This is a genomic window from Pararhizobium polonicum (genome assembly GCF_001687365.1).
Lineage (GTDB): Bacteria > Pseudomonadota > Alphaproteobacteria > Rhizobiales > Rhizobiaceae > Pararhizobium > Pararhizobium polonicum.
Genome location: NZ_LGLV01000019.1, coordinates 153,398 through 171,170 on the forward strand (window position 1 = coordinate 153,398; position 17,773 = coordinate 171,170).

The 17,773-nt window shown below is 61.5% G+C and carries 14 protein-coding genes; 2 read left to right on the forward strand and 12 right to left on the reverse strand.

Annotated features, from left to right (window positions below; translation table 11 throughout):
- Positions 1 to 83 precede the first annotated feature (83 nt).
- Complete coding sequence (locus ADU59_RS26525; RefSeq protein ID WP_068958278.1) at positions 84 to 1,340, reverse strand: ABC transporter substrate-binding protein; 1,257 nt, start codon at positions 1,338 to 1,340, stop codon at positions 84 to 86.
- Positions 1,341 to 1,707: 367 nt separating this feature from the next.
- Here ADU59_RS26525 and ADU59_RS26530 point away from each other — a divergent pair, with 367 nt between their 5' ends.
- Positions 1,708 to 2,712 carry a LacI family transcriptional regulator gene (locus ADU59_RS26530; RefSeq protein ID WP_068958339.1) on the forward strand — a complete coding sequence of 335 codons (1,005 nt, stop codon included), beginning with the start codon at positions 1,708 to 1,710 and terminating at the stop codon, positions 2,710 to 2,712.
- A gap of 286 nt (positions 2,713 to 2,998) precedes the next feature.
- Here the strand turns inward: ADU59_RS26530 and ADU59_RS26535 are convergent, their stop codons facing one another.
- The 5 genes from ADU59_RS26535 to ADU59_RS26555 are packed head-to-tail and all read right to left on the reverse strand — an operon-like array spanning position 2,999 to position 8,953.
- Complete coding sequence (locus ADU59_RS26535) at positions 2,999 to 4,510, reverse strand: aldehyde dehydrogenase family protein (RefSeq protein WP_068958280.1); 1,512 nt, start codon at positions 4,508 to 4,510, stop codon at positions 2,999 to 3,001.
- A complete protein-coding gene (locus ADU59_RS26540; RefSeq protein ID WP_068958282.1) occupies positions 4,510 to 5,289 on the reverse strand; it encodes an enoyl-CoA hydratase/isomerase family protein in 780 nt (259 codons plus the stop codon). The genes ADU59_RS26535 and ADU59_RS26540 overlap by 1 nt, the downstream gene beginning before the upstream one ends.
- Complete coding sequence (locus ADU59_RS26545; protein WP_068958283.1) at positions 5,282 to 6,895, reverse strand: acyl CoA:acetate/3-ketoacid CoA transferase; 1,614 nt, start codon at positions 6,893 to 6,895, stop codon at positions 5,282 to 5,284. The genes ADU59_RS26540 and ADU59_RS26545 overlap by 8 nt, the downstream gene beginning before the upstream one ends.
- A gap of 10 nt (positions 6,896 to 6,905) precedes the next feature.
- Positions 6,906 to 7,907, reverse strand: a complete 1,002-nt coding sequence (locus ADU59_RS26550) for a Gfo/Idh/MocA family protein (protein ID WP_068958285.1) — start codon at positions 7,905 to 7,907, stop codon at positions 6,906 to 6,908.
- Positions 7,904 to 8,953: a LacI family DNA-binding transcriptional regulator gene (locus ADU59_RS26555; protein ID WP_068958287.1), complete on the reverse strand. Its 1,050-nt coding sequence runs from the start codon at positions 8,951 to 8,953 to the stop codon at positions 7,904 to 7,906. The genes ADU59_RS26550 and ADU59_RS26555 overlap by 4 nt, the downstream gene beginning before the upstream one ends.
- Positions 8,954 to 9,285: 332 nt before the next feature.
- Between ADU59_RS26555 and ADU59_RS26560 the strand changes: the two genes are divergently transcribed.
- Positions 9,286 to 10,449 carry a dihydrodipicolinate synthase family protein gene (locus tag ADU59_RS26560; RefSeq protein ID WP_068958289.1) on the forward strand — a complete coding sequence of 388 codons (1,164 nt, stop codon included), beginning with the start codon at positions 9,286 to 9,288 and terminating at the stop codon, positions 10,447 to 10,449.
- Here ADU59_RS26560 and ADU59_RS26565 read toward each other — a convergent pair.
- The 6 genes from ADU59_RS26565 to ADU59_RS26590 all read right to left on the reverse strand — a co-directional run.
- Entirely contained in the window at positions 10,446 to 11,540 is a 1,095-nt protein-coding gene (locus ADU59_RS26565) for a protein-glutamate methylesterase/protein-glutamine glutaminase (protein WP_068958290.1), read from the reverse strand. The genes ADU59_RS26560 and ADU59_RS26565 overlap by 4 nt on opposite strands.
- Positions 11,541 to 11,592: 52 nt before the next feature.
- Positions 11,593 to 12,453 carry a CheR family methyltransferase gene (locus tag ADU59_RS26570; protein WP_425332060.1) on the reverse strand — a complete coding sequence of 287 codons (861 nt, stop codon included), beginning with the start codon at positions 12,451 to 12,453 and terminating at the stop codon, positions 11,593 to 11,595.
- Between the two features lie 4 nt (positions 12,454 to 12,457).
- A complete protein-coding gene (locus tag ADU59_RS26575) occupies positions 12,458 to 12,958 on the reverse strand; it encodes a chemotaxis protein CheW (RefSeq protein WP_193427105.1) in 501 nt (166 codons plus the stop codon).
- Positions 12,955 to 14,769, reverse strand: a complete 1,815-nt coding sequence (locus ADU59_RS26580; protein WP_068958291.1) for a methyl-accepting chemotaxis protein — start codon at positions 14,767 to 14,769, stop codon at positions 12,955 to 12,957. The genes ADU59_RS26575 and ADU59_RS26580 overlap by 4 nt, the downstream gene beginning before the upstream one ends.
- Before the next feature lie 206 nt (positions 14,770 to 14,975).
- Positions 14,976 to 16,898 (reverse strand): HAMP domain-containing methyl-accepting chemotaxis protein, encoded by a 1,923-nt coding sequence (locus ADU59_RS26585; protein WP_068958292.1) that lies wholly within the window; start codon positions 16,896 to 16,898, stop codon positions 14,976 to 14,978.
- Positions 16,899 to 17,014: 116 nt separating this feature from the next.
- Positions 17,015 to 17,773: methyl-accepting chemotaxis protein (locus ADU59_RS26590; protein WP_244506518.1), on the reverse strand; the 759-nt coding region annotated here is incomplete at its 5' end.

Below are 17,773 nucleotides of genomic sequence, written 5' to 3' on the forward strand. Positions count from 1 at the left end.
AGATGCCCCTCACCCTAGCCCTCGCCCCGCAAGCGGGGAGAGGGTATCCGAAGGGCGGATGAGAGGCACTTTTCGCAGAACGTTTACTGTGCGGCTGCGACAGCAGCCGGCAATTCCTTGACGGCTTCGTCAGCGGTGAGTTCACCGTTGAATTCGCGCGTCACGACGTCATAGATCGCGTTCTTGACAGCAGCCGGATTGGCATGGCCGTGGGCCATGGAACCGAACAGCTTGCCGTTCTTGTCGGCATCGGCGAGATCGGCGATTGCCTTCTTGCCGCAAGCGTCAAACGCTTCGTTCGACACGTCGGTGCGGGCAGGCGCCGAGCCCTTGACCACGTTGAAGGCCGACTGGAAGGTCGGGCTTTCGATCGCGGCGGCCATCTGCATTTGCGCCGGCACCTTGTCGGCGGCAACCTTGAACATCGCAAACTGGTCGGAGTTGAAGGTCACGGAGCCCTGGGTTTCCGGATAGCGCATGCAGACGAAGTCGGTGCCGGGCACCTTCTTGGCCTTGACGAACTCGCCCTTTGCCCAATCGCCCATGAACTGCACACCGGCCTTGCCTTCGATGACCATGGCGGATGCCAGGTTCCAGTCACGGCCGGAGAAGTTGTCGTCCACATAGGAACGCAGCTTGGTCATGCGCTCGAACGCGGTCTTCATCTTGTCGCCGCCGAGCGCTGCCGGATCGAGATCGATGAAGGCTGCCTTGTAGAAGTCGGTGCCGAGCGAGAGAACGACGGCATCAAACAGGGTTGCATCCTGCCACGGCTGGCCACCGGCCGCGATCGGCGTGATGCCCTGTGCCTTGAAGTTGTCGAGCAGGGCGACCAGTTCGTCCCAGTTCTGCGGCTCCTTGCCGCCGGCCTTGTCGAGCGCTGCCTTGTTGATCCACATCCAGTTGGTGGAGTGGACGTTGACCGGGGCCGCGATCCAGTGGCCGTCATACTTGGAGAATTTCTGCAGGGCCGCCGGAATGACCTTGTCCCAGCCTTCCTTGCCAGCGATCTCGTCGAGATTGCCGAGCGAGCCTTCCTTGGCCCAATCGAGAATGTCGAAGCCGAGCATCTGCACCGCCGTCGGAGCATTCCCCGAGGTAACGCGGGCGCGCAGCACGGTCATGGCTTCTGTACCGCCACCACCGGCAACCGGCATGTCGGTCCAGGAAATGCCCTTGCTTTCCAGATCCTTCTTCAGAACGTCCAGAGCGGCGGCTTCACCGCCGGATGTCCACCAATGCAGAACCTCGACGCTTTCCGCCGCACGGACGGCAGAACCGCCCGCCAAGCTGCCGATCATGATCGCTGCCACTGCTGTCGTCGTCAAAAACTTGCGCATCGTATTCCTCCCGTTTGCAAGTCACATGGCGGAAAGCTCCTCCCCGCCGTTGAATGCCATCCCGTTTCAAAACGGGAAGCAATTGGTTTGCGGCCTCCACCGCCGGTCATTTAAAACGTTATAAATCCCGTCAAGTCAAGCATCGCGCAAAACCTCATGTTCTGTGGATTTAACCTACTGAATCTGAGTGTTTATAGTCTGATGCACGGATTCCGCACCGCAGCAAAATTCTCGCGATAAGTATGATTTAAAACGTTTTCATAAACACATTGCACCTGCGTTCGTCTGACGTTACAAAAGCGCCTTGTCGCGATCTCATGGGAGCACTTCATTGACCGATACTCCCAAGCCCCTGGCCTCTGACACCATGCTCAAAAGCAGCAAGCCAACCCTGCGTACGATCGCCGACCTGACAGGATTTGCCGTGACCACGGTGTCGCGTGCGCTCGGCAATGCGCCGCAGATTTCGGCCGAGACCCGTAGGCGCGTCCACGCCGTCGCCGCCGAGATCGGTTACCTGCCGGACCGCGCCGCCCAGCGGTTGAAGACCGGCCGCACCAACGTCATCTGCGTCCTGCTCGATCCGCACGAGGAAATCCTCGGCTACGGCATCTCGCTGATGCATGGACTTGCCAAGGCGCTCCAGGATACGTCCTATCACCTGATCGTCATGCCGAATTTCATCGGCGGCGCCAATATCGACGCTGTCCGTCATATTGTGCGCAACGGTATGGCCGACGGCCTGATCTTTTCGCGCACCGAGCCTTTCGATCCGCGCGTCCGCCTGCTGCTCGAAAACGGCTTCCCGTTCGTCACCCATGGCAGAACCGAATTCACCACGCCGCACCCTTACGTCGACTACGACAATTTCAGTTTCGCCTACGAGGCCACCAAGCGGCTGATCGCTCGCGGCCGCCGCAAACCGATGATCATCCTGCCACCCAAGCGCATGACCTTCTCGCAGCACCTGCTGCACGGTTTCATGACGGCGGTGCGCGAAGCGGGTGTCGCCTACGAAATCCCCGGCGAGATCGATCTCGACTGTCCGGTCGAGCAGATCCGCGATTATATGAGCCGGCGTGCCGGCGAGCCCGACGCTCCCGACGGCTTTGCCTGCGGCGGCGAGGTCTCGGCGCTTGCAACCATCACCGGCATGAGCGACCACGGCCTGACGCTCGGGCTGGAATACGACATCGTCGCCAAGCGGACGTCGAAACTCTTGAGCCAGATCCAGCCGAAGGTCGAGACGATCTACGAGGACCTGACCGATACGGGCCAACAGATGGGCCGCGTCCTTCTCGCCCGGATCGCAGGTGATGAGGCAACCGAGATGCAGGTGCTGCTCAAGCCGCAGATTGGTTTTTCGGCGTGAGGTATCTCGGGTATCGCTGGGTGTCCCGATGAGGTTCACCCCCCTCTGTCGGCAACACCGACATCTCCCCCACAAGGCGGGAGATTGGCCGCTGGCGCTGTCAGCACAAAAGAAAAGAACAATCTTCCCCCTTGTGGGGGAGATGCCCAGAAGGGACAGAGGCGGGTAAGCTTCCTCGATCTCCCTCAAAAGCGAAGAGGAAACGGAGACAGCGCCCTGCTCCAGATTTAAATTCAATTCCCGCATCACGCCCTCCTTTCCCTCATCTGCCTGCATCCAATTCGTCTTACGAACGCGGCATCCACCAGCCAGTGCGGCCGCCGATATGCATGTTGAGCGTCTTGGTCTCGGTGTAATCCTCGACCGCATGTCGGCCGAGTTCGCGGCCGAGGCCGGACTGGCGGTAGCCGCCGAAGGGGAGCTCCGAGGCGCCATCCATGAAGGTGTTCATCCAGATCGTGCCCGCCCGCACCTTGCGGCCGATCGTCAGGCACGTGTCGAAATCCCGGCTCCAGACCCCGGCCGACAGGCCGTAATCGATGGAATTGGCAATCCGGATCGCCTCATCCGCCGTCTCGAAGGTGAGCACTGAGAGAACCGGACCGAAGACTTCCTCCCGCGCCACGGCCATATCGGGCGTCACAGCCGAAAGAATGGTCGGCGACATGAACTGGCCGGATCCGAGATCGAGTGCCAAACCGCCATGCGAGACCGTGGCGCCATTGCCGGAGGCGGCTGTGACATAGCCGACGATTTTCTCCAGATGCTGCGGTGTGATGATCGCCCCGACCTGCGTTTCCGGATCGAGCGGATCGCCGACCTTGACCTTGGCCGACATCGCGGCAATGCGGGCGATGACATCCTCAGCGATATCCTTGTGGACGATCAGCCGCGAACCGGCATTGCAGCATTCGCCGGCATTGAAATAGGCGCCGAACACCGCCGCATCGATGAAATCATCGAGATTGGCATCCGGAAAGACGATCTGAGGGTTCTTGCCGCCGAGTTCCAGCGACACCTTCTTCAACGTCTGCGCCGCATTGGTCATGGTCAGCTTGCCGACGCCGGTCGAGCCGGTGAAGGAGACCATGTCGACATCCGGATGCGACGTCATCGTCGTGCCGATATCCGGGCCGGTACCTGTGATGATATTGACGACACCGGCCGGAACGCCGGCGGCCTCGAGGATTTCGCCGAGAACCAGCGTCGAGCCGGAGGTGAGCTCGGACGGCTTGACCACCGTGGTGCAACCGGCGGCCAACGCGAAGGGCAGTTTCTGGCTGACGATCAGGAACGGGAAGTTCCACGGCGTGATGATCGAGACGACGCCGATCGCCTCGCGCAGGACAACGCCGAGCGTGCCGTCGCCAAGCGTATTGTAGCTTTCGCCGTGCAGATCGCGGGCAAGCGCTGCGGCATAGCGCCAGATATCGGCAGCACCGCCGAGTTCGCCCTTGGCCTGGCTGATCGGCTTGCCGGATTCGATGCAATCGAGATAGGCCAGTTCATCGGCGCGCGCCGCGATCATGTCGGCAGCCTTCAGCAGCACGAGCGAACGCTCCGATGCCGTCATGCGCGGCCAAGGGCCATCGTCGAAGGCTTTGCGTGCGGCGGCAATCGCCCGTTCGGCATCGGCTTTCGTCGCGGCCGGATAGCGGCTGACGGTGACACCATGACCGGGCGCCACGCGCTCCAGCGTCCTGCCCTCGGCAGCGTTGCCCCATTTGCCGTCGATCAGCATCTGGAAATCACGCACCTTTGTGTCAGTCAAAGCCTTGGGCTTCACCAGAATCGTCATTACCATTCTCCCTTGAATTCCGCGGGGCGTTTTCCGGAAAAAGCCGCAACGCCCTCTTTCATGTCGCCGGTCTTGGCCGCCAGGATCGAGCCCAGCGCCTCGACGGCTGTGCCGTTGTCCTCACCGTTAGCCGCGGCGATCATCAGCTTGCAGATTTCGAGCGCCGCTGGCCCACGCTTGGCGATACGATGGGCATAATCCATGGCTGCAGCCACAACCGTTCCGGTCTCTGCCACCGCATCGACCAGCCCCAATACTCGTGCCTCTTCCGCCGTAAACATCTCACCGCCGAGCACCATGCGCCGAACCACCTGTGCACCAAAACGCCTGACCAGACGCTGCGTGCCCGACCAGCCCGGCACCATGCCAAGGCTCGTCTCCGGCAGCCCGATCTTGATCTGGGATTCCGCAATCCGGATATCGGCAGCCGCCGCCAGCTCTAGCCCGCCGCCAAGCGCATGACCGTTCATTGCCGCAATCACCGGCATGCGCAAAGTTGCCAGCCGCTCGAACACGCGATGGCCGAAACGCACCCAGGCGTGGCCGAATTCATTCGGGCTCATTGCCCCCCAAGCCTTGATATCGCCGCCGGCAGAAAAGGCCTTACCCTCGCCGGTCAGGATCACAGCCCGCACGCTGGCATCGGCCTCGACGGTATCGCAGGCAGCGGCGAGCGCCTTCAGCATGTCGATATCCAGCGCGTTCAGCTTTTCCGCCCGTGCGACGGTGAGGATGGCAATCCCGCCCTCGATCTCGATCCTGATGCGGGCGTCAGACATGGGACGCTCCTTCCAGGCTGCGCATCGGCTTCTGCGGCAACGTCAGGCCGATCGGCGCTTCATGGAACAGCACCGCATCCATGACCTTCAGCGTGTCGGAAATAATCAGCGGAAATTCCGACTGATCGAGAATATGCGCCTGTAGATCGACGCCCGGCGCGATCTCTGTGAGCATGACGCCCTCGGGCGTCAGCTTCATCACACAGCGCTCGGTGACATAGGTGATGTCCTGTCCCTGTTCGACGGCGCGGCGGCCGGAGAAGGTGACGTGCTCGACCTCGTTGACCAGCTTCTTCAGCTTGCCCTCCTTCTCGATCACCAGCTTGCAATCAGCCATCGAAAGTTTGGCCCCGGCATTGAACATGCCGGAAAAGACGATCTTCTTCGCCCGCGCGGTGATATCGACAAAACCGCCCGCCCCTGCCGTTACATGCGGCCGAAAGGAGAGTTTCGAGACGTTGACCGAGCCGGACCTGTCGATCTCGAGGAAGGACAGCAGCGAGGCATCGAAGCCGGCGCCCTGAAAATAGGTGAACTGATAGGGCGACGGCATGAAGGCGTCGGCATTGGACGCGCAGCCGAAGGCGAAATCGAGCAGCGGCACGCCGCCGACCGCACCCTGCTCGATCACCCAGGTGACCGAGCCATGCAGGCCCTCTTCCAGGAGAATACGCGGCACATTGGCCGAAATGCCGAAGCCAAGATTGACGCAACTGCCGCCCTGAAGCTCCTGCGCGACACGGCGCGCAATCACCTTGTGAATATTGAACTCGGGCACGCGAAAACTGTCGAGCGGCCGGAAGATTTCGCCCGAGATCGCCGGGTCGTAATCCGTCAACGTCGTCTGCTTCTGGTCCGGATCGACAACAACGTAATCCACCAGCATACCGGGAACGCGCACGTCATGCGGCTTCAACGAACCGGACTTGGTGATACGCTTGACCTGCGCGATGACGATGCCGCCATTGTTGCGGGCAGCCAATGCCTGGTCGAGACCACCGAGAGTGGCGCCTTCGTGTTCATAGGTCAGATTGCCGCGCTCGTCTGCGGTCGTCGCCCGGATGATCGCCACCTGCGGCACGATCGCCTTGAAATAGAGCCAGTCCTCCCCTTCGAATTCCATCTTCTTGACGACCGGCTCGGCCGCAGCGGATGCATTCATCGCGCATCCCTGGCGCGACGGGTCAACGAAAGTGTCAAGACCGATCTTGGTCAAAACGCCCGGGCGCTTGGCAGCGGCCTCCCGGTGCATGTCGAACAGCACGCCGGATGGAATATTGTAGGCGGCAACCTCATCATTGCCGATCATCTGCCAGATCAATGGCGGCTCGGATGTCGACGGACCGGAGGGATAGGAGCCGCCGATGATCTTTTTCAGGAGGCCCTTCCTGGCAATGTGGTCGATGCCCTTGATGCCGCTCATGTCGCCGGCCGCGATCGGATGCAGCGTCGTCAGATCGCGCGGATGGCCGGTCGCATCGAAACGCTCGCCGATGGCTTTGAGCATCAGATCCGGGCAGCCAAGTCCGCTCGACGACGACACGGATACGGTCGCGCCATCGGGGATCAGGGAGGCAGCCTCAGCTGGGGTGATATGTTTGCTCATGGAAATGCTCTCAAAGTCCCGTTTCGATCGCGACCGTGCCGCCGGTCTGCGCTGATTTCATCACCGCAAGCCCTGTCGCCAGCGACCAGATGCCATCCTCGCCGCCACAAAGCGGCTTGCCCCTGCCAGCAATGGCATCATCGAAGGCGAGAAGCGTGTTTTCGTAGAGATTGCGATGCTCGAGCGGCAATTCCGTCTCACCGTCGGCGTTGCGCAGCATCACGGTGCCGACCGGTTTCTGGCTCATGCAGTTGCTGGCGATCAACGACCCTTCCGAGCCATGGACCTCAAAGCCGGTCACAGCATATTTGGTCGTGAAACCATCATGGAACTGGGCGATCAGGCCGGATTTGAACCGCAGAACGCCCATGGCCGCATCTTCCAGCCCCGCCTGTGCCATACCGCCATATTGACCGAAGGCAATCGCTTCCACCGGATCGTCGCCCAGCACGAAGCGCAGCGCATCGGTGTCATGCACGGTGATATCGAGAATGACGCCACCACCCGCCTCCGGCCGGTCGAGCCGCCAGCCCTGAAGATGCGCGGGCAGATAACCGGCGTGGCAGACACGGGCCGCCAGCGGCTTGCCGATCCTGCCGGCAGCGATGGCATCGCGCATGGCCCGGTGCGTCGCCGCACCGCGCAGATGATGATTGGTCGCCATGACGACGCCAGCCTCACGCGCTGCCTTGACCATGGCGCGCGCATCCTCCAGCGACATCGCCAGCGGCTTTTCGCAGAGCACATGCTTGCCGGCCTTGACGGCGGCGATCACCTGATCGCGGTGAAGCTCATTGGTGGTGGAAATATAAACCGCCTGCACATCGAGATCGCCGACAAGCTCAGCAACGCTGGTCACCGATTTGGCAATCCCATGATCGCTGGCATATTTGGCGCCACGCTCGGCACTCGTACTCATCACCGAAACGATCTCGCCGCCAACAGCGCGGATCGCGTCGATCACCCATTCATGGGCAATCGTGCTTGCCCCGATCAAACCCCAACGCGTCATAATAAGGACAGCCTTTCCCTCTTGTCGCTCGCCGAGCCGCAGCTCTGGCGCACAACCAGCCGCACGGAGCTGACGATGGCTTCCGCCTCCGCCCGCCCGGCATTGATCTGTTTCAACAGAAGCTGGGCCGCCCGCCGCCCCATACCCTGCGGATCGACCGAAACGGTCGTCAGCGCCGGCACCGCCGTCTGCGCCTCGATCACATCGTCGAAGCCGATGACGGCAAAATCCTCGCCCGGATCGAGCCTGTGGGCACGAAGCCCGTCGCAGACCCCGAAAGCGACCGCATCGTTGAAGCAAACCGCCGCGGTCGGCCTCTCGCGCAGCAGCAAAGCCCGTTCGATGGCCGCAACACCGCCGGCCCGCGACGGCGCGGAACTGACGACCAGCTCGTCATGCACGGCCAGATCCATATCCGAAAGCGCATCGCGATACCCCTGCAGCCTCTCGCTGAAAACAGCCGTATCGGGAAAGCCGCCGAGGAATGCGATGCGATGATGGCCGAGCCCGGCCAGATGCCGCACAGCGGCGCTGACGCCGGCATGATTGTCGGAGACCAGCGACGAAACCTTCGCGCCCGCAACCTGACGAACGACATTGACGACCGGAATACCGCTTGCCACCAGCGATTTCAGGTCGGCCGCTTCCGTGCCGCGCGCCGGCGACAGGATCAGGCCGGAAATACCGTGCTCGCGCATCGAGGCTATCACCTCGCGCTGGCGATCAACGCTTTCGGCGGTGTTGGCGAGGAACTGCACATAACCGGCCGACTGCACGACCATATCGACGCCGACGGCGAGCTCGGCGAAGAAGCTGTTGGTCAGGTCGTTGACGACGATGCCGATGATTTTCGATTTGGAATTGGACTGGCGCAGGTTGGCAGCGCCACGATTGTAGACATAGCCGAGCTCGCGGATGACCGCATTGACCTTGGCACGGGTGACCTCATTGACGAGCGGGCTCGCCTGAAGCACGAGCGACACGGTCGATTTCGACACGCCGGCGGCATGCGCAATATCGATGACTGTCACCCGTTCCTTACCCACATTTTCCTCCCGGCGAGGTCTGATCGCCTCAACGCTTGCTGGAAGATAATTGGAACGTTCCAATTATGTCAAGCAGATTTCGTGAAAAATAAACGACCTTGTTCATCAGTGCCGTCAAACGGAACAGACCGATGCGGTTCGATGGCCATAAATAGCTGATAATTATTATAATTTCTTGAAATAAGCGTTCTGGATCTTTCAATGAAGGTCGCGAATATCGACGATCACGCCTATTTTTGGATGCATCGCAGCATGCTTCATTCAGCAAATTCCCTCTTGAAATTTGGAACGATCTAAATTATTCGACCTTCAACATTCAAGGAGGAGCCCGCATGCCCGCCACCCTGTCGCTGCCGCGCGCCGACGGCACGCTTGAGCCTTACCGATTTATGGGGACGCCGATCGCACGGCCTGCAACGGTCCCGGTCTTCAACCGCATCGCCTATGCGGCGGCGCATGTGGTCTCCGACCCGCTGCGCGATCTCGACCCCTGGGGCCGTCCTGCGATCGACTGGGAAACGACATTGGCATTCCGGCATCATCTCTGGAGCCTGGGCTTCAAGATCGCCGAGGCGATGGACACCGCGCAACGCGGCCTGGGGCTGGATTGGTCCGGCGCACAGGACCTGATCCGCCGCTCGCTGGCCGAGGCGCGCACCGTGCCCGGCGCCGACCTCGCCTGCGGTGCCGGCACCGATCATCTGGCCCCCGCCGACACCCGTTCGCTGGATGACGTCATCCATGCCTATGAAACGCAGGTCGGCTTTGTCGAGCGCGAGGGCGGCCGGTCGATCATGATGGCCAGCCGGGCGCTTGCCCGTATCGCCGCCTCGCCGGACGATTATCGCAAGGTCTACGGCCATATTCTTCGCCAGACGAAGGACAAGGTCGTCCTGCACTGGCTCGGTGACATGTTCGATCCGCAGTTGGGGGGCTATTGGGGCTCTCAGAATTTCGAAACGGCGCTCGATACCGTCCTGTCGATCATCGAGGAGAACAGGGCCAAGGTCGAAGGCATCAAGATCTCGCTGCTCGACAACGCCTGCGAGGTCGCCTTGCGCAACCGTCTGCCCGAAGGGGTGATCTGTTTCACCGGCGACGATTTCAACTATGCGGAACTGATCGAGGGTGACGGGACGAAATACAGCCACGCCCTGCTCGGCATCTTCGATGCCGTCGCACCATCGGCCTCAAAGGCGCTAGCCTCGCTGGCATCAGGCGATGTCGCAACATTCCGCAGCGTCATCGAACCGACCGTGCCCTTGTCGCGGAAAATCTTCGAGGCACCGACGCAATATTACAAGGCCGGCGTCGTCTTCCTCGCCTGGCTCAACGGTCACCAGAACCATTTCACCATGCCGGCCGGCATGCAATCGGCCCGCGGCGTCCTGCACTATGCCGATATCTTCCGCCTGGGCGACAAAGCCAATGTGCTGGATAAGCCGGATTTGGCGGCGGAGCGGATGAAGGCATTTCTGGTGATGCAAGGCTTTTAAAACCGCGCCTGCGCCGCCAAAATCTCGCGGGCGATCTGGTCGAGCGGCACCACTCGGTCAACACCACCACGCGCAATCGCTTCCTTTGGCATGCCGAAGACGATCGACGTCGCCTCGTCCTGCGCAACCGTGAAAGCGCCGGCCTGCTTCATTTCCTCCATGCCGCGTGCACCGTCGTCCCCCATGCCGGTCATGATGACGCCCATGGCGTTGGCGCCGGCAGAGCGCGCCGCCGAGCGGAACAGCACATCGACCGACGGGCGATGGCGCGAGACCAGCGGACCGGTCTTGACCGAAACATGGTAGCGCGCACCCTGCCGCTCCAGAAGCATGTGCTGGTCGCCGGGCGCAATCAGCACATGGCCGCGCAGCACGGGATCGCCGTCAACGGCTTCCTTGACCTCCACCTCGCAGAGGCTGTTCAACCGCTTGGCAAAGGCAGCGGTGAATTTTTCCGGCATGTGCTGGACGATGACGATGCCCGGCGCGTTGGCGGGCAGTGCCTCCAGCATCCCCCGCAGCGCCTCGGTTCCGCCGGTGGACGCGCCGACGCAGACGACCATTTCCGTGGTCTTGGCCATGGCCCGTCCGGTCGGCGGTGGCAGCATGGCGTCAGCTGTCAGCCTCGCATTCGGATTGGCAGCCCCCGCAGCCGGGCGCGCCGCAGTCCGGCGAACGCCGGAAACTCGCGCCTGCGCAGCACTTTTCACCACCTCGCGAATGCGCATGCCGCTTTCCGCCAGATGATCGGCAGCGCCGATCTTCGGCTTGAGAATGATATCGACAGCACCGGCTTCAAGCGCCTGCAGCAAGGTTTCCGACCCGGCTTCCGTCAGCGAGGAACACATGACGACCGGGATCGGGTGCTGCGCCATCAACTTGCGCAGAAAGGTGATGCCGTCCATGCGCGGCATTTCCACATCCAGCGTGATGACATCGGGAATGTCTTCCTGGATCTTGCGCGCCGCCATGAACGGATCGGAGGCGGCCCCCATCACCTCGATATCGGGATCCTGCTGCAGCACCGCCGTCAGGGTCTGGCGGACGCTGGCGCTGTCGTCGATGATCAGAACGCGGATTTTCTTTCCCATATTGGCCTGTCTTTTCACCGCATGACCGGTAGGGCGATGCGCGATTTCAAGTTTAAGTGCGTTGAAAAACCGTGTTCGAAACCTGTTTCAGCGGCAAATCGATGCCGGTGATGGATTCCGAATGCCCGATGAACATATAGCCGCCGGGCAAGAGGCAATCGCACAGCCGCGTCAACACGTCCGATTGCGTCGGCTTGTCGAAATAAATCAGCACGTTGCGGCAGAAGATGATGTGCATGGGACTGCCGACCGGATATTTGGCATCCATCAGGTTCATGCGGCTGAACCCGACCCGCGAGCGCAATTTCGATGCAATGCGAACCTCCCGCCGCCCCGGCTGCTTGGCCGTCATCACATATTTCTTGCGCAAGGCCGGTGGTACCGGTGCAACGATGTCATCGGCATAGATGCCTTGCCGGGCAACCTGGAGAACCTCCGTGCTGAGGTCGGTGGCAAGGATCGAATAATCGACATCCGATCTCCCCTCGGCAAATTCCGCCATCACCATGGCCATGGTATAGGGTTCGGCGCCGGTCGAGCAGGCCGAACTCCAGAGTCTGAGATTATGATGTCCTTTGCCGACAAGCGCCGGCAGGGAGACATCGCGCATGAAATCGAAATGCTTGGCCTCGCGGAAAAAGTCGGTCTTGTTGGTCGTCACGGCATCGATCAGGTAGACGGCCTCCTGCTCGAACCCGTCCTCGTTGAACAGGAAATCGCAATAGTCGTCGAAACTGCCGATATTGGTTGCCCGAAGGCGCCGGCGAAGGCGTCCTTCGAGCATGGTCAGCTTGGTATGCGGCATCTTGATGCCGCTATAGTCGTAGATGAACCGCGCGAGGCGATCGAAATTGCGTTTGCTGATGTGGTCGGAAAGCGACTGTGTCTGGCGGACGGCGACATTCATGCTGATGACCTCAGGCAGCATGCCCTGCCGCACCGGGCAGGGTCAGCAAAGCAGTTTCTTCTCTCGAAAGCAGGCTGGCGAGATCGATGATCACCACAAACCCGCCGTCCCGGCGCACCACGCCGGCGATGTAGCCGGAGCGCCAGCGAACGCCGATATCGGGCGCCGCCTCGATCTGGTCACGCCGGAACGGCGTCACCTCGAACACCCGGTCGGCGACGAGACCGAGCGACAGAGTCCGGTTTTCGAGCGGGATATCCATGACCAGCACCCGCGTATGCGGCGTCGGTACGGTCTTCGACAGGCCGAGCTTCAGCCTGAGATCGATCGTCGGAACACCCTGCCCGCGCACGTCGCGCAGGCCGAGCAGATAATCGGGACCATTCGGGATCTTGAAGGCTTCCTCGTAGTCGAGGATTTCCCGGACCACCTCGACGGGGACGGCGAAGACCTCCTCGCCGAGGCTGAACGTGACGAATTGGGATTCAAGGGACGATGTTGCCATGATCATGCACTTTCCCGAAAATCGGCGTCCGCGGCATCCGGTCCGCCCATCGAAAGATCGAGAGCAAAACCCTTGGCGCGCGCCTGTTGCGCTGAAACGCTGTTGTGTGAGACCGGTCCCTTGCGGACGGCGGCGGTATTGCCGGCCGCGCGGTTCGCAAGCTTCGGCGCCGGCTTCTTGGCGGCGACCCGAACGCCGGCTCCGTCTACCTTGAAGAAGGCGATCGAGGCCTGCAGTTCCTCTGCCTGGGCGGCCAGTTCTTCCGAGGTCGCCGACATCTGTTCGGATGCACCGGCATTCTGCTGGGTCACCTTGTCGAGCTGCTGGATCGCCTCGTTGATCTGGCTGGCACCGATATCCTGCTCGCGGCAGGCAGCGGAGATTTCGGAGACCAGTTCGGCGGTTTTGCGGATATCCGGCACCAGGCGGTTGAGCATATCGCCGGCTTCTGCCGCAGCCTTGACCGTATCGCCCGACATCTGGCCGATTTCGGCCGCTGCCGACTGGCTGCGTTCAGCGAGCTTACGCACCTCGGAAGCAACGACGGCAAAGCCCTTGCCATGTTCGCCCGCACGGGCCGCTTCCACGGCAGCGTTGAGAGCAAGCAGATCCGTCTGGCGGGCGATTTCCTGGACGATGCCGATCTTCTCGGCGATGGTCCGCATGGCGCTGACGGCACGGGCGACCGCTTCGCCGCTGACTTCGGCATCCTTGGCGGACTGGCGGGCGATCTTCTCGGTCTGGGCCGCGTTGTCGGCATTCTGCTTGATGTTGGCAGCCATCTCTTCCATCGAAGCGGAGGCTTCCTCAGCCGAGGCTGCCTGTTCCGTCGCCCCTTGAGAAATCTGCTCCGAGCTTGCGGACAGTTCCTGGCTGCCGCCGGAAACGTTGTCGGAGGCGGACAGTGCATCGGCGACGACGCCGCGAAGACGCTCGACCATGCGCTGCAGGGCAAGACCCAGCGTATCCTTGTCGGACAGCGGCGCCGGCTCGACTGTCAGATCGCCGTCGGCCACCTTGTCGGCAAGGTTTGCGGTGTTGCGCAGGTTTGCGGTCATGACCTGCATCGAATTGACCAGATCCTTGATCTCGTCATTGCTCTTGTGGGCGATCTCGTAGTTCAGGTCACCGATGCTGACGGCATCCGCCAGATTGACCGCACGCTTCAGGCCGCGCGAGATGTTCAGCGAAATCCAGACTGCAGTCGCGAGAGAAAACAGCGTCAAGGCGACGGTCGCGCAGATCAGCAGGAATTCCGACTGCGCATACTGTATGTTGGTCGCCTCGTCGGTCTCGTGGACATTGCCGGTCACGATACCGCTGATGTCGCTGATCGCCTTCAGCGCCTGGTTCATCAGGTCGCGGCTTTCCCCCATTGTCAGGGTTGCCGCCTGATCGTTCGATTCCGTCGTGTTTTGCGTGGCAAGCTGGACAATCCGCAGCTGAACCGGCGCATATCGGTCATAGATCGCGCGAATTTCGCTGGCTTTCTCCTGAATTTCCGGATCTGCCGACTTCGAAATCGTCGTGATCAAGCCGTCCAGTTCGTCCTGGCTGTCCTTCATGGATTTTTCGAATTCGGCAATCTGTGCCGGATTCGTGCTGAGGATCGCATTCTTTTCCGAGCGGACCGCTCCGTTGAAAGCGGCGCTGAGGTCTGCGACAGTCTTGGTGTCGGCGATCGGGCCGCTGACCATCCGGGAAATCGCCGAATTGAGCGAGGCAAGATTGATAATGGCGAGGGTCGCCATGGCCCCGGTCAATAGAATGATGACCGTGAACACAAGTGCAAGCTTCAGTTTGATCGTCATACGCACCGTGAAAATCCTTCACATTGGGGTCGGAAACACATGAGCATCCCGGATGGGAGCTCCGTTGGGAGGGTGTCCGAGCCAGCAGGGCGGTGCGGTGACTGATTCACGTCCGCGAAACCGGTAGTATCGGAGGGTCTTGTCCCGCGCCTACACACGCAGGACCGAACGACGGCCCGGAACCGGGCCGCCGGATTGTCATCGAAAGCCGGTTACGCGCTTTCGCGGAAGTCGGCATCCTCGGCGTCGGGCCCGCCCATCGAAAGATCGAGAGCAAAACCCTTGGCGCGCGCCTGTTGCACCGAAACACTGCTCTGCGAGGCCGGCACCTTGCGGACAGCGGCGGTATTGCCGGCCGCGCGGTTCGCAAGCTTCGGTGCCGGCTTCTTCGCTGCGACCCGAACGCCGACGCCGTCCACCTTGAAGAAGGCGATCGAGGCCTGCAGCTCTTCCGCCTGGGCGGCCAGCTCTTCCGAAGTCGCCGACATCTGTTCGGAGGCGCCGGCATTCTGCTGCGTCACCTTGTCGAGCCGCTGGATCGCCTCGTTGATCTGGCCGGCACCGATATCCTGCTCGCGGCAGGCGGCGGAGATTTCGGACACCAGTTCGGCGGTCTTGCGGATATCCGGCACCAGACGGTTGAGCATATCACCGGCCTCGGCCGCAGCCTTCACCGTATCGCCCGACATCTGGCCGATTTCGGCAGCCGCCGACTGGCTACGTTCGGCAAGTTTACGCACCTCCGAGGCGACAACGGCAAAGCCCTTGCCGTGTTCGCCCGCGCGGGCCGCTTCTACAGCAGCGTTGAGAGCGAGCAGATCCGTCTGGCGGGCAATTTCCTGTACGATGGAAATCTTCTCGGCGATGGTGCGCATGGCACCGACGGCCCGGGTCACGGCTTCGCCGCTCATTTCCGCATCCTTGGCCGACTGGCGGGCGATCTTCTCGGTCTGGGCGGCATTGTCGGCGTTCTGTTTGATATTGGCGGCCATTTCCTCCATCGAGGCCGAGGCCTCTTCGGCGGATGCCGCCTGCTCGGTGGCGCCCTGGCTGACCTGCTCGGAGCTGGCGGACAGTTCCTGGCTGCCGGCCGAAACATTGTCGGAGGCGGACAGCGCATCGGCGACGACGCCGCGCAGGCGCTCGATCATGCGCTGAAGCGCCAGCCCCAGCGTATCCTTACCGGACATCGGCGTCGGCTCGACCGTGAGATCACCATCGGCAATACGATCCGCAGTGGCAGCCGTATTGCGCAGATTGTAGGTCATTCTTTGCAAGGCAAGGCCGAGCGTATCCTTGTCGGACAACAACTTCGGCTCACCGGAGAGATCACCATTGGCGATCTGATCTGCGAGCGCCACCGTTTCCTTCAGATTCGATGTCATCGCCTGCATCGCAGTGACGAGATCCTTGATCTCATCGTTACCCTTGTGCTGGATATGATAATCGAGATCGCCAAGGGCGACCGCGCTGGACAGATCGATGGCACGGCGCAGACCGCCGCTGATCGTCATCGAAATCCAGAATGCCGTGCCAATTGCGAGAATGAGTGCTCCTGCTGCGATCGCCAGAAGCAGGGTGGATGTCCAGCTATAGGCAGTGTCGCCGATCCTGTCGGACTCGGCGATTGCCGCCTCGGTCAGCGCGGCAAGCGCCTCGGTCATGCCATCCAGCTTGTCGCTGGCAACCGCACCCTCGTTCTGGTTGATTTCGAGAGCCCGGGCTTTCTGCCCGGAAGCAACGAGCGAACGGACATTCGCATTGATGGCCAGATAATCGTCCCAGAAATCACGGACCTCCTGCCATTTTCCCTGGAACTCGGCAGGCGCATCCTTGTGACCGTCGGTCATGGCTTTTTCGAAAGCCTGCTTTTCCGCATCCATCGCTGCGGTAGCCTTGGCTTCCCGCTCTGCGCTGGTTGCCAGCAAAAGGTCGCGCTCTGCCTGACCCAATCCGTCGAACGCGGCAGCGAGGTCGTTGGCAAAGCCGTTCTGCTGGATCGGCCCCTCCAGCAAATCGTTGCGGAGGGTGTTCATCTGATCGAGGCTGCGGACCCCAAGTCCTGAAGCTGCGACGATCAGAACGATCATCAGGCCGAACCCTATTGCCAGCTTTAATTTGATGGTTAGGCGCATTGCTATCCCCTTCAAGTTTAACGGGAAGTTTCACGGCGTCAGCACAGGCGCTCGCTGCGTAGAACTTTGAAACAGGGCCGATTCCAGCCCTGTATTGCCTTGAAGCCAGTCGACCGTCAGGCGCTTTCGCGGAAATCGGCATCCTCGGCGTCGGGCCCGCCCATCGAAAGATCGAGTGCAAAGCCCTTGGCACGTGCCTGCTGGGCAGCAACCGAATTGCCCGCCGCGGCCGGCCTGCGGTTTGCCGCCGGCTTTGTCATCGAGACCTTCGTCACGGCCTTGGGCAGAGCCTTCTTGACGCTGTGACCGGCGCTGTCCACCTTGAAGAAGGCGATCGAGGCCTGCAATTCCTCCGCCTGGGCGGCCAGCTCTTCCGAGGTCGCCGACATCTGTTCGGATGCGCTGGCGTTCTGCTGGGTCACCTTGTCGAGCTGCTGGATCGCCTCGTTGATCTGGCTCGCACCGATATCCTGCTCGCGGCAGGCGGCGGAGATTTCGGACACCAGTTCGGCGGTCTTGCGGATATCCGGCACCAGACGGTTGAGCATATCACCGGCCTCGGCCGCAGCCTTCACCGTATCGCCCGACATCTGGCCGATTTCGGCAGCCGCCGACTGGCTACGTTCGGCCAGTTTACGGACCTCGGAAGCAACGACGGCAAAACCCTTGCCATGTTCGCCCGCGCGGGCCGCTTCCACGGCAGCATTCAGCGCGAGCAGATCCGTCTGGCGGGCAATCTCCTGCACGATGGAAATCTTCTCGGCGATGGTGCGCATGGCACCGACGGCCCGGGTCACGGCTTCGCCGCTCATTTCCGCATCCTTGGCCGACTGGCGGGCGATCTTCTCGGTCTGGGCGGCATTGTCGGCGTTCTG

Excerpts from the sequence above, each read along its gene's own strand:
- ADU59_RS26560 (WP_068958289.1), top strand. The coding sequence starts at position 9,286 with ATGCCCGCCACCCTGTCGCTGCCGCGCGCCGACGGCACGCTTGAGCCT.
- ADU59_RS26550 (WP_068958285.1), bottom strand. The coding sequence starts at position 7,907 with ATGACGCGTTGGGGTTTGATCGGGGCAAGCACGATTGCCCATGAATGG.
- ADU59_RS26530 (WP_068958339.1), top strand. The coding sequence starts at position 1,708 with ATGCTCAAAAGCAGCAAGCCAACCCTGCGTACGATCGCCGACCTGACA.
- ADU59_RS26540 (WP_068958282.1), bottom strand. The coding sequence starts at position 5,289 with ATGTCTGACGCCCGCATCAGGATCGAGATCGAGGGCGGGATTGCCATC.
- ADU59_RS26545 (WP_068958283.1), bottom strand. The coding sequence starts at position 6,895 with ATGAGCAAACATATCACCCCAGCTGAGGCTGCCTCCCTGATCCCCGAT.
- ADU59_RS26535 (WP_068958280.1), bottom strand. The coding sequence starts at position 4,510 with ATGACGATTCTGGTGAAGCCCAAGGCTTTGACTGACACAAAGGTGCGT.
- ADU59_RS26525 (WP_068958278.1), bottom strand. The coding sequence starts at position 1,340 with ATGCGCAAGTTTTTGACGACGACAGCAGTGGCAGCGATCATGATCGGC.
- ADU59_RS26565 (WP_068958290.1), bottom strand. The coding sequence starts at position 11,540 with ATGGGAAAGAAAATCCGCGTTCTGATCATCGACGACAGCGCCAGCGTC.
- ADU59_RS26585 (WP_068958292.1), bottom strand. The coding sequence starts at position 16,898 with ATGCGCCTAACCATCAAATTAAAGCTGGCAATAGGGTTCGGCCTGATG.
- ADU59_RS26575 (WP_193427105.1), bottom strand. The coding sequence starts at position 12,958 with ATGATCATGGCAACATCGTCCCTTGAATCCCAATTCGTCACGTTCAGC.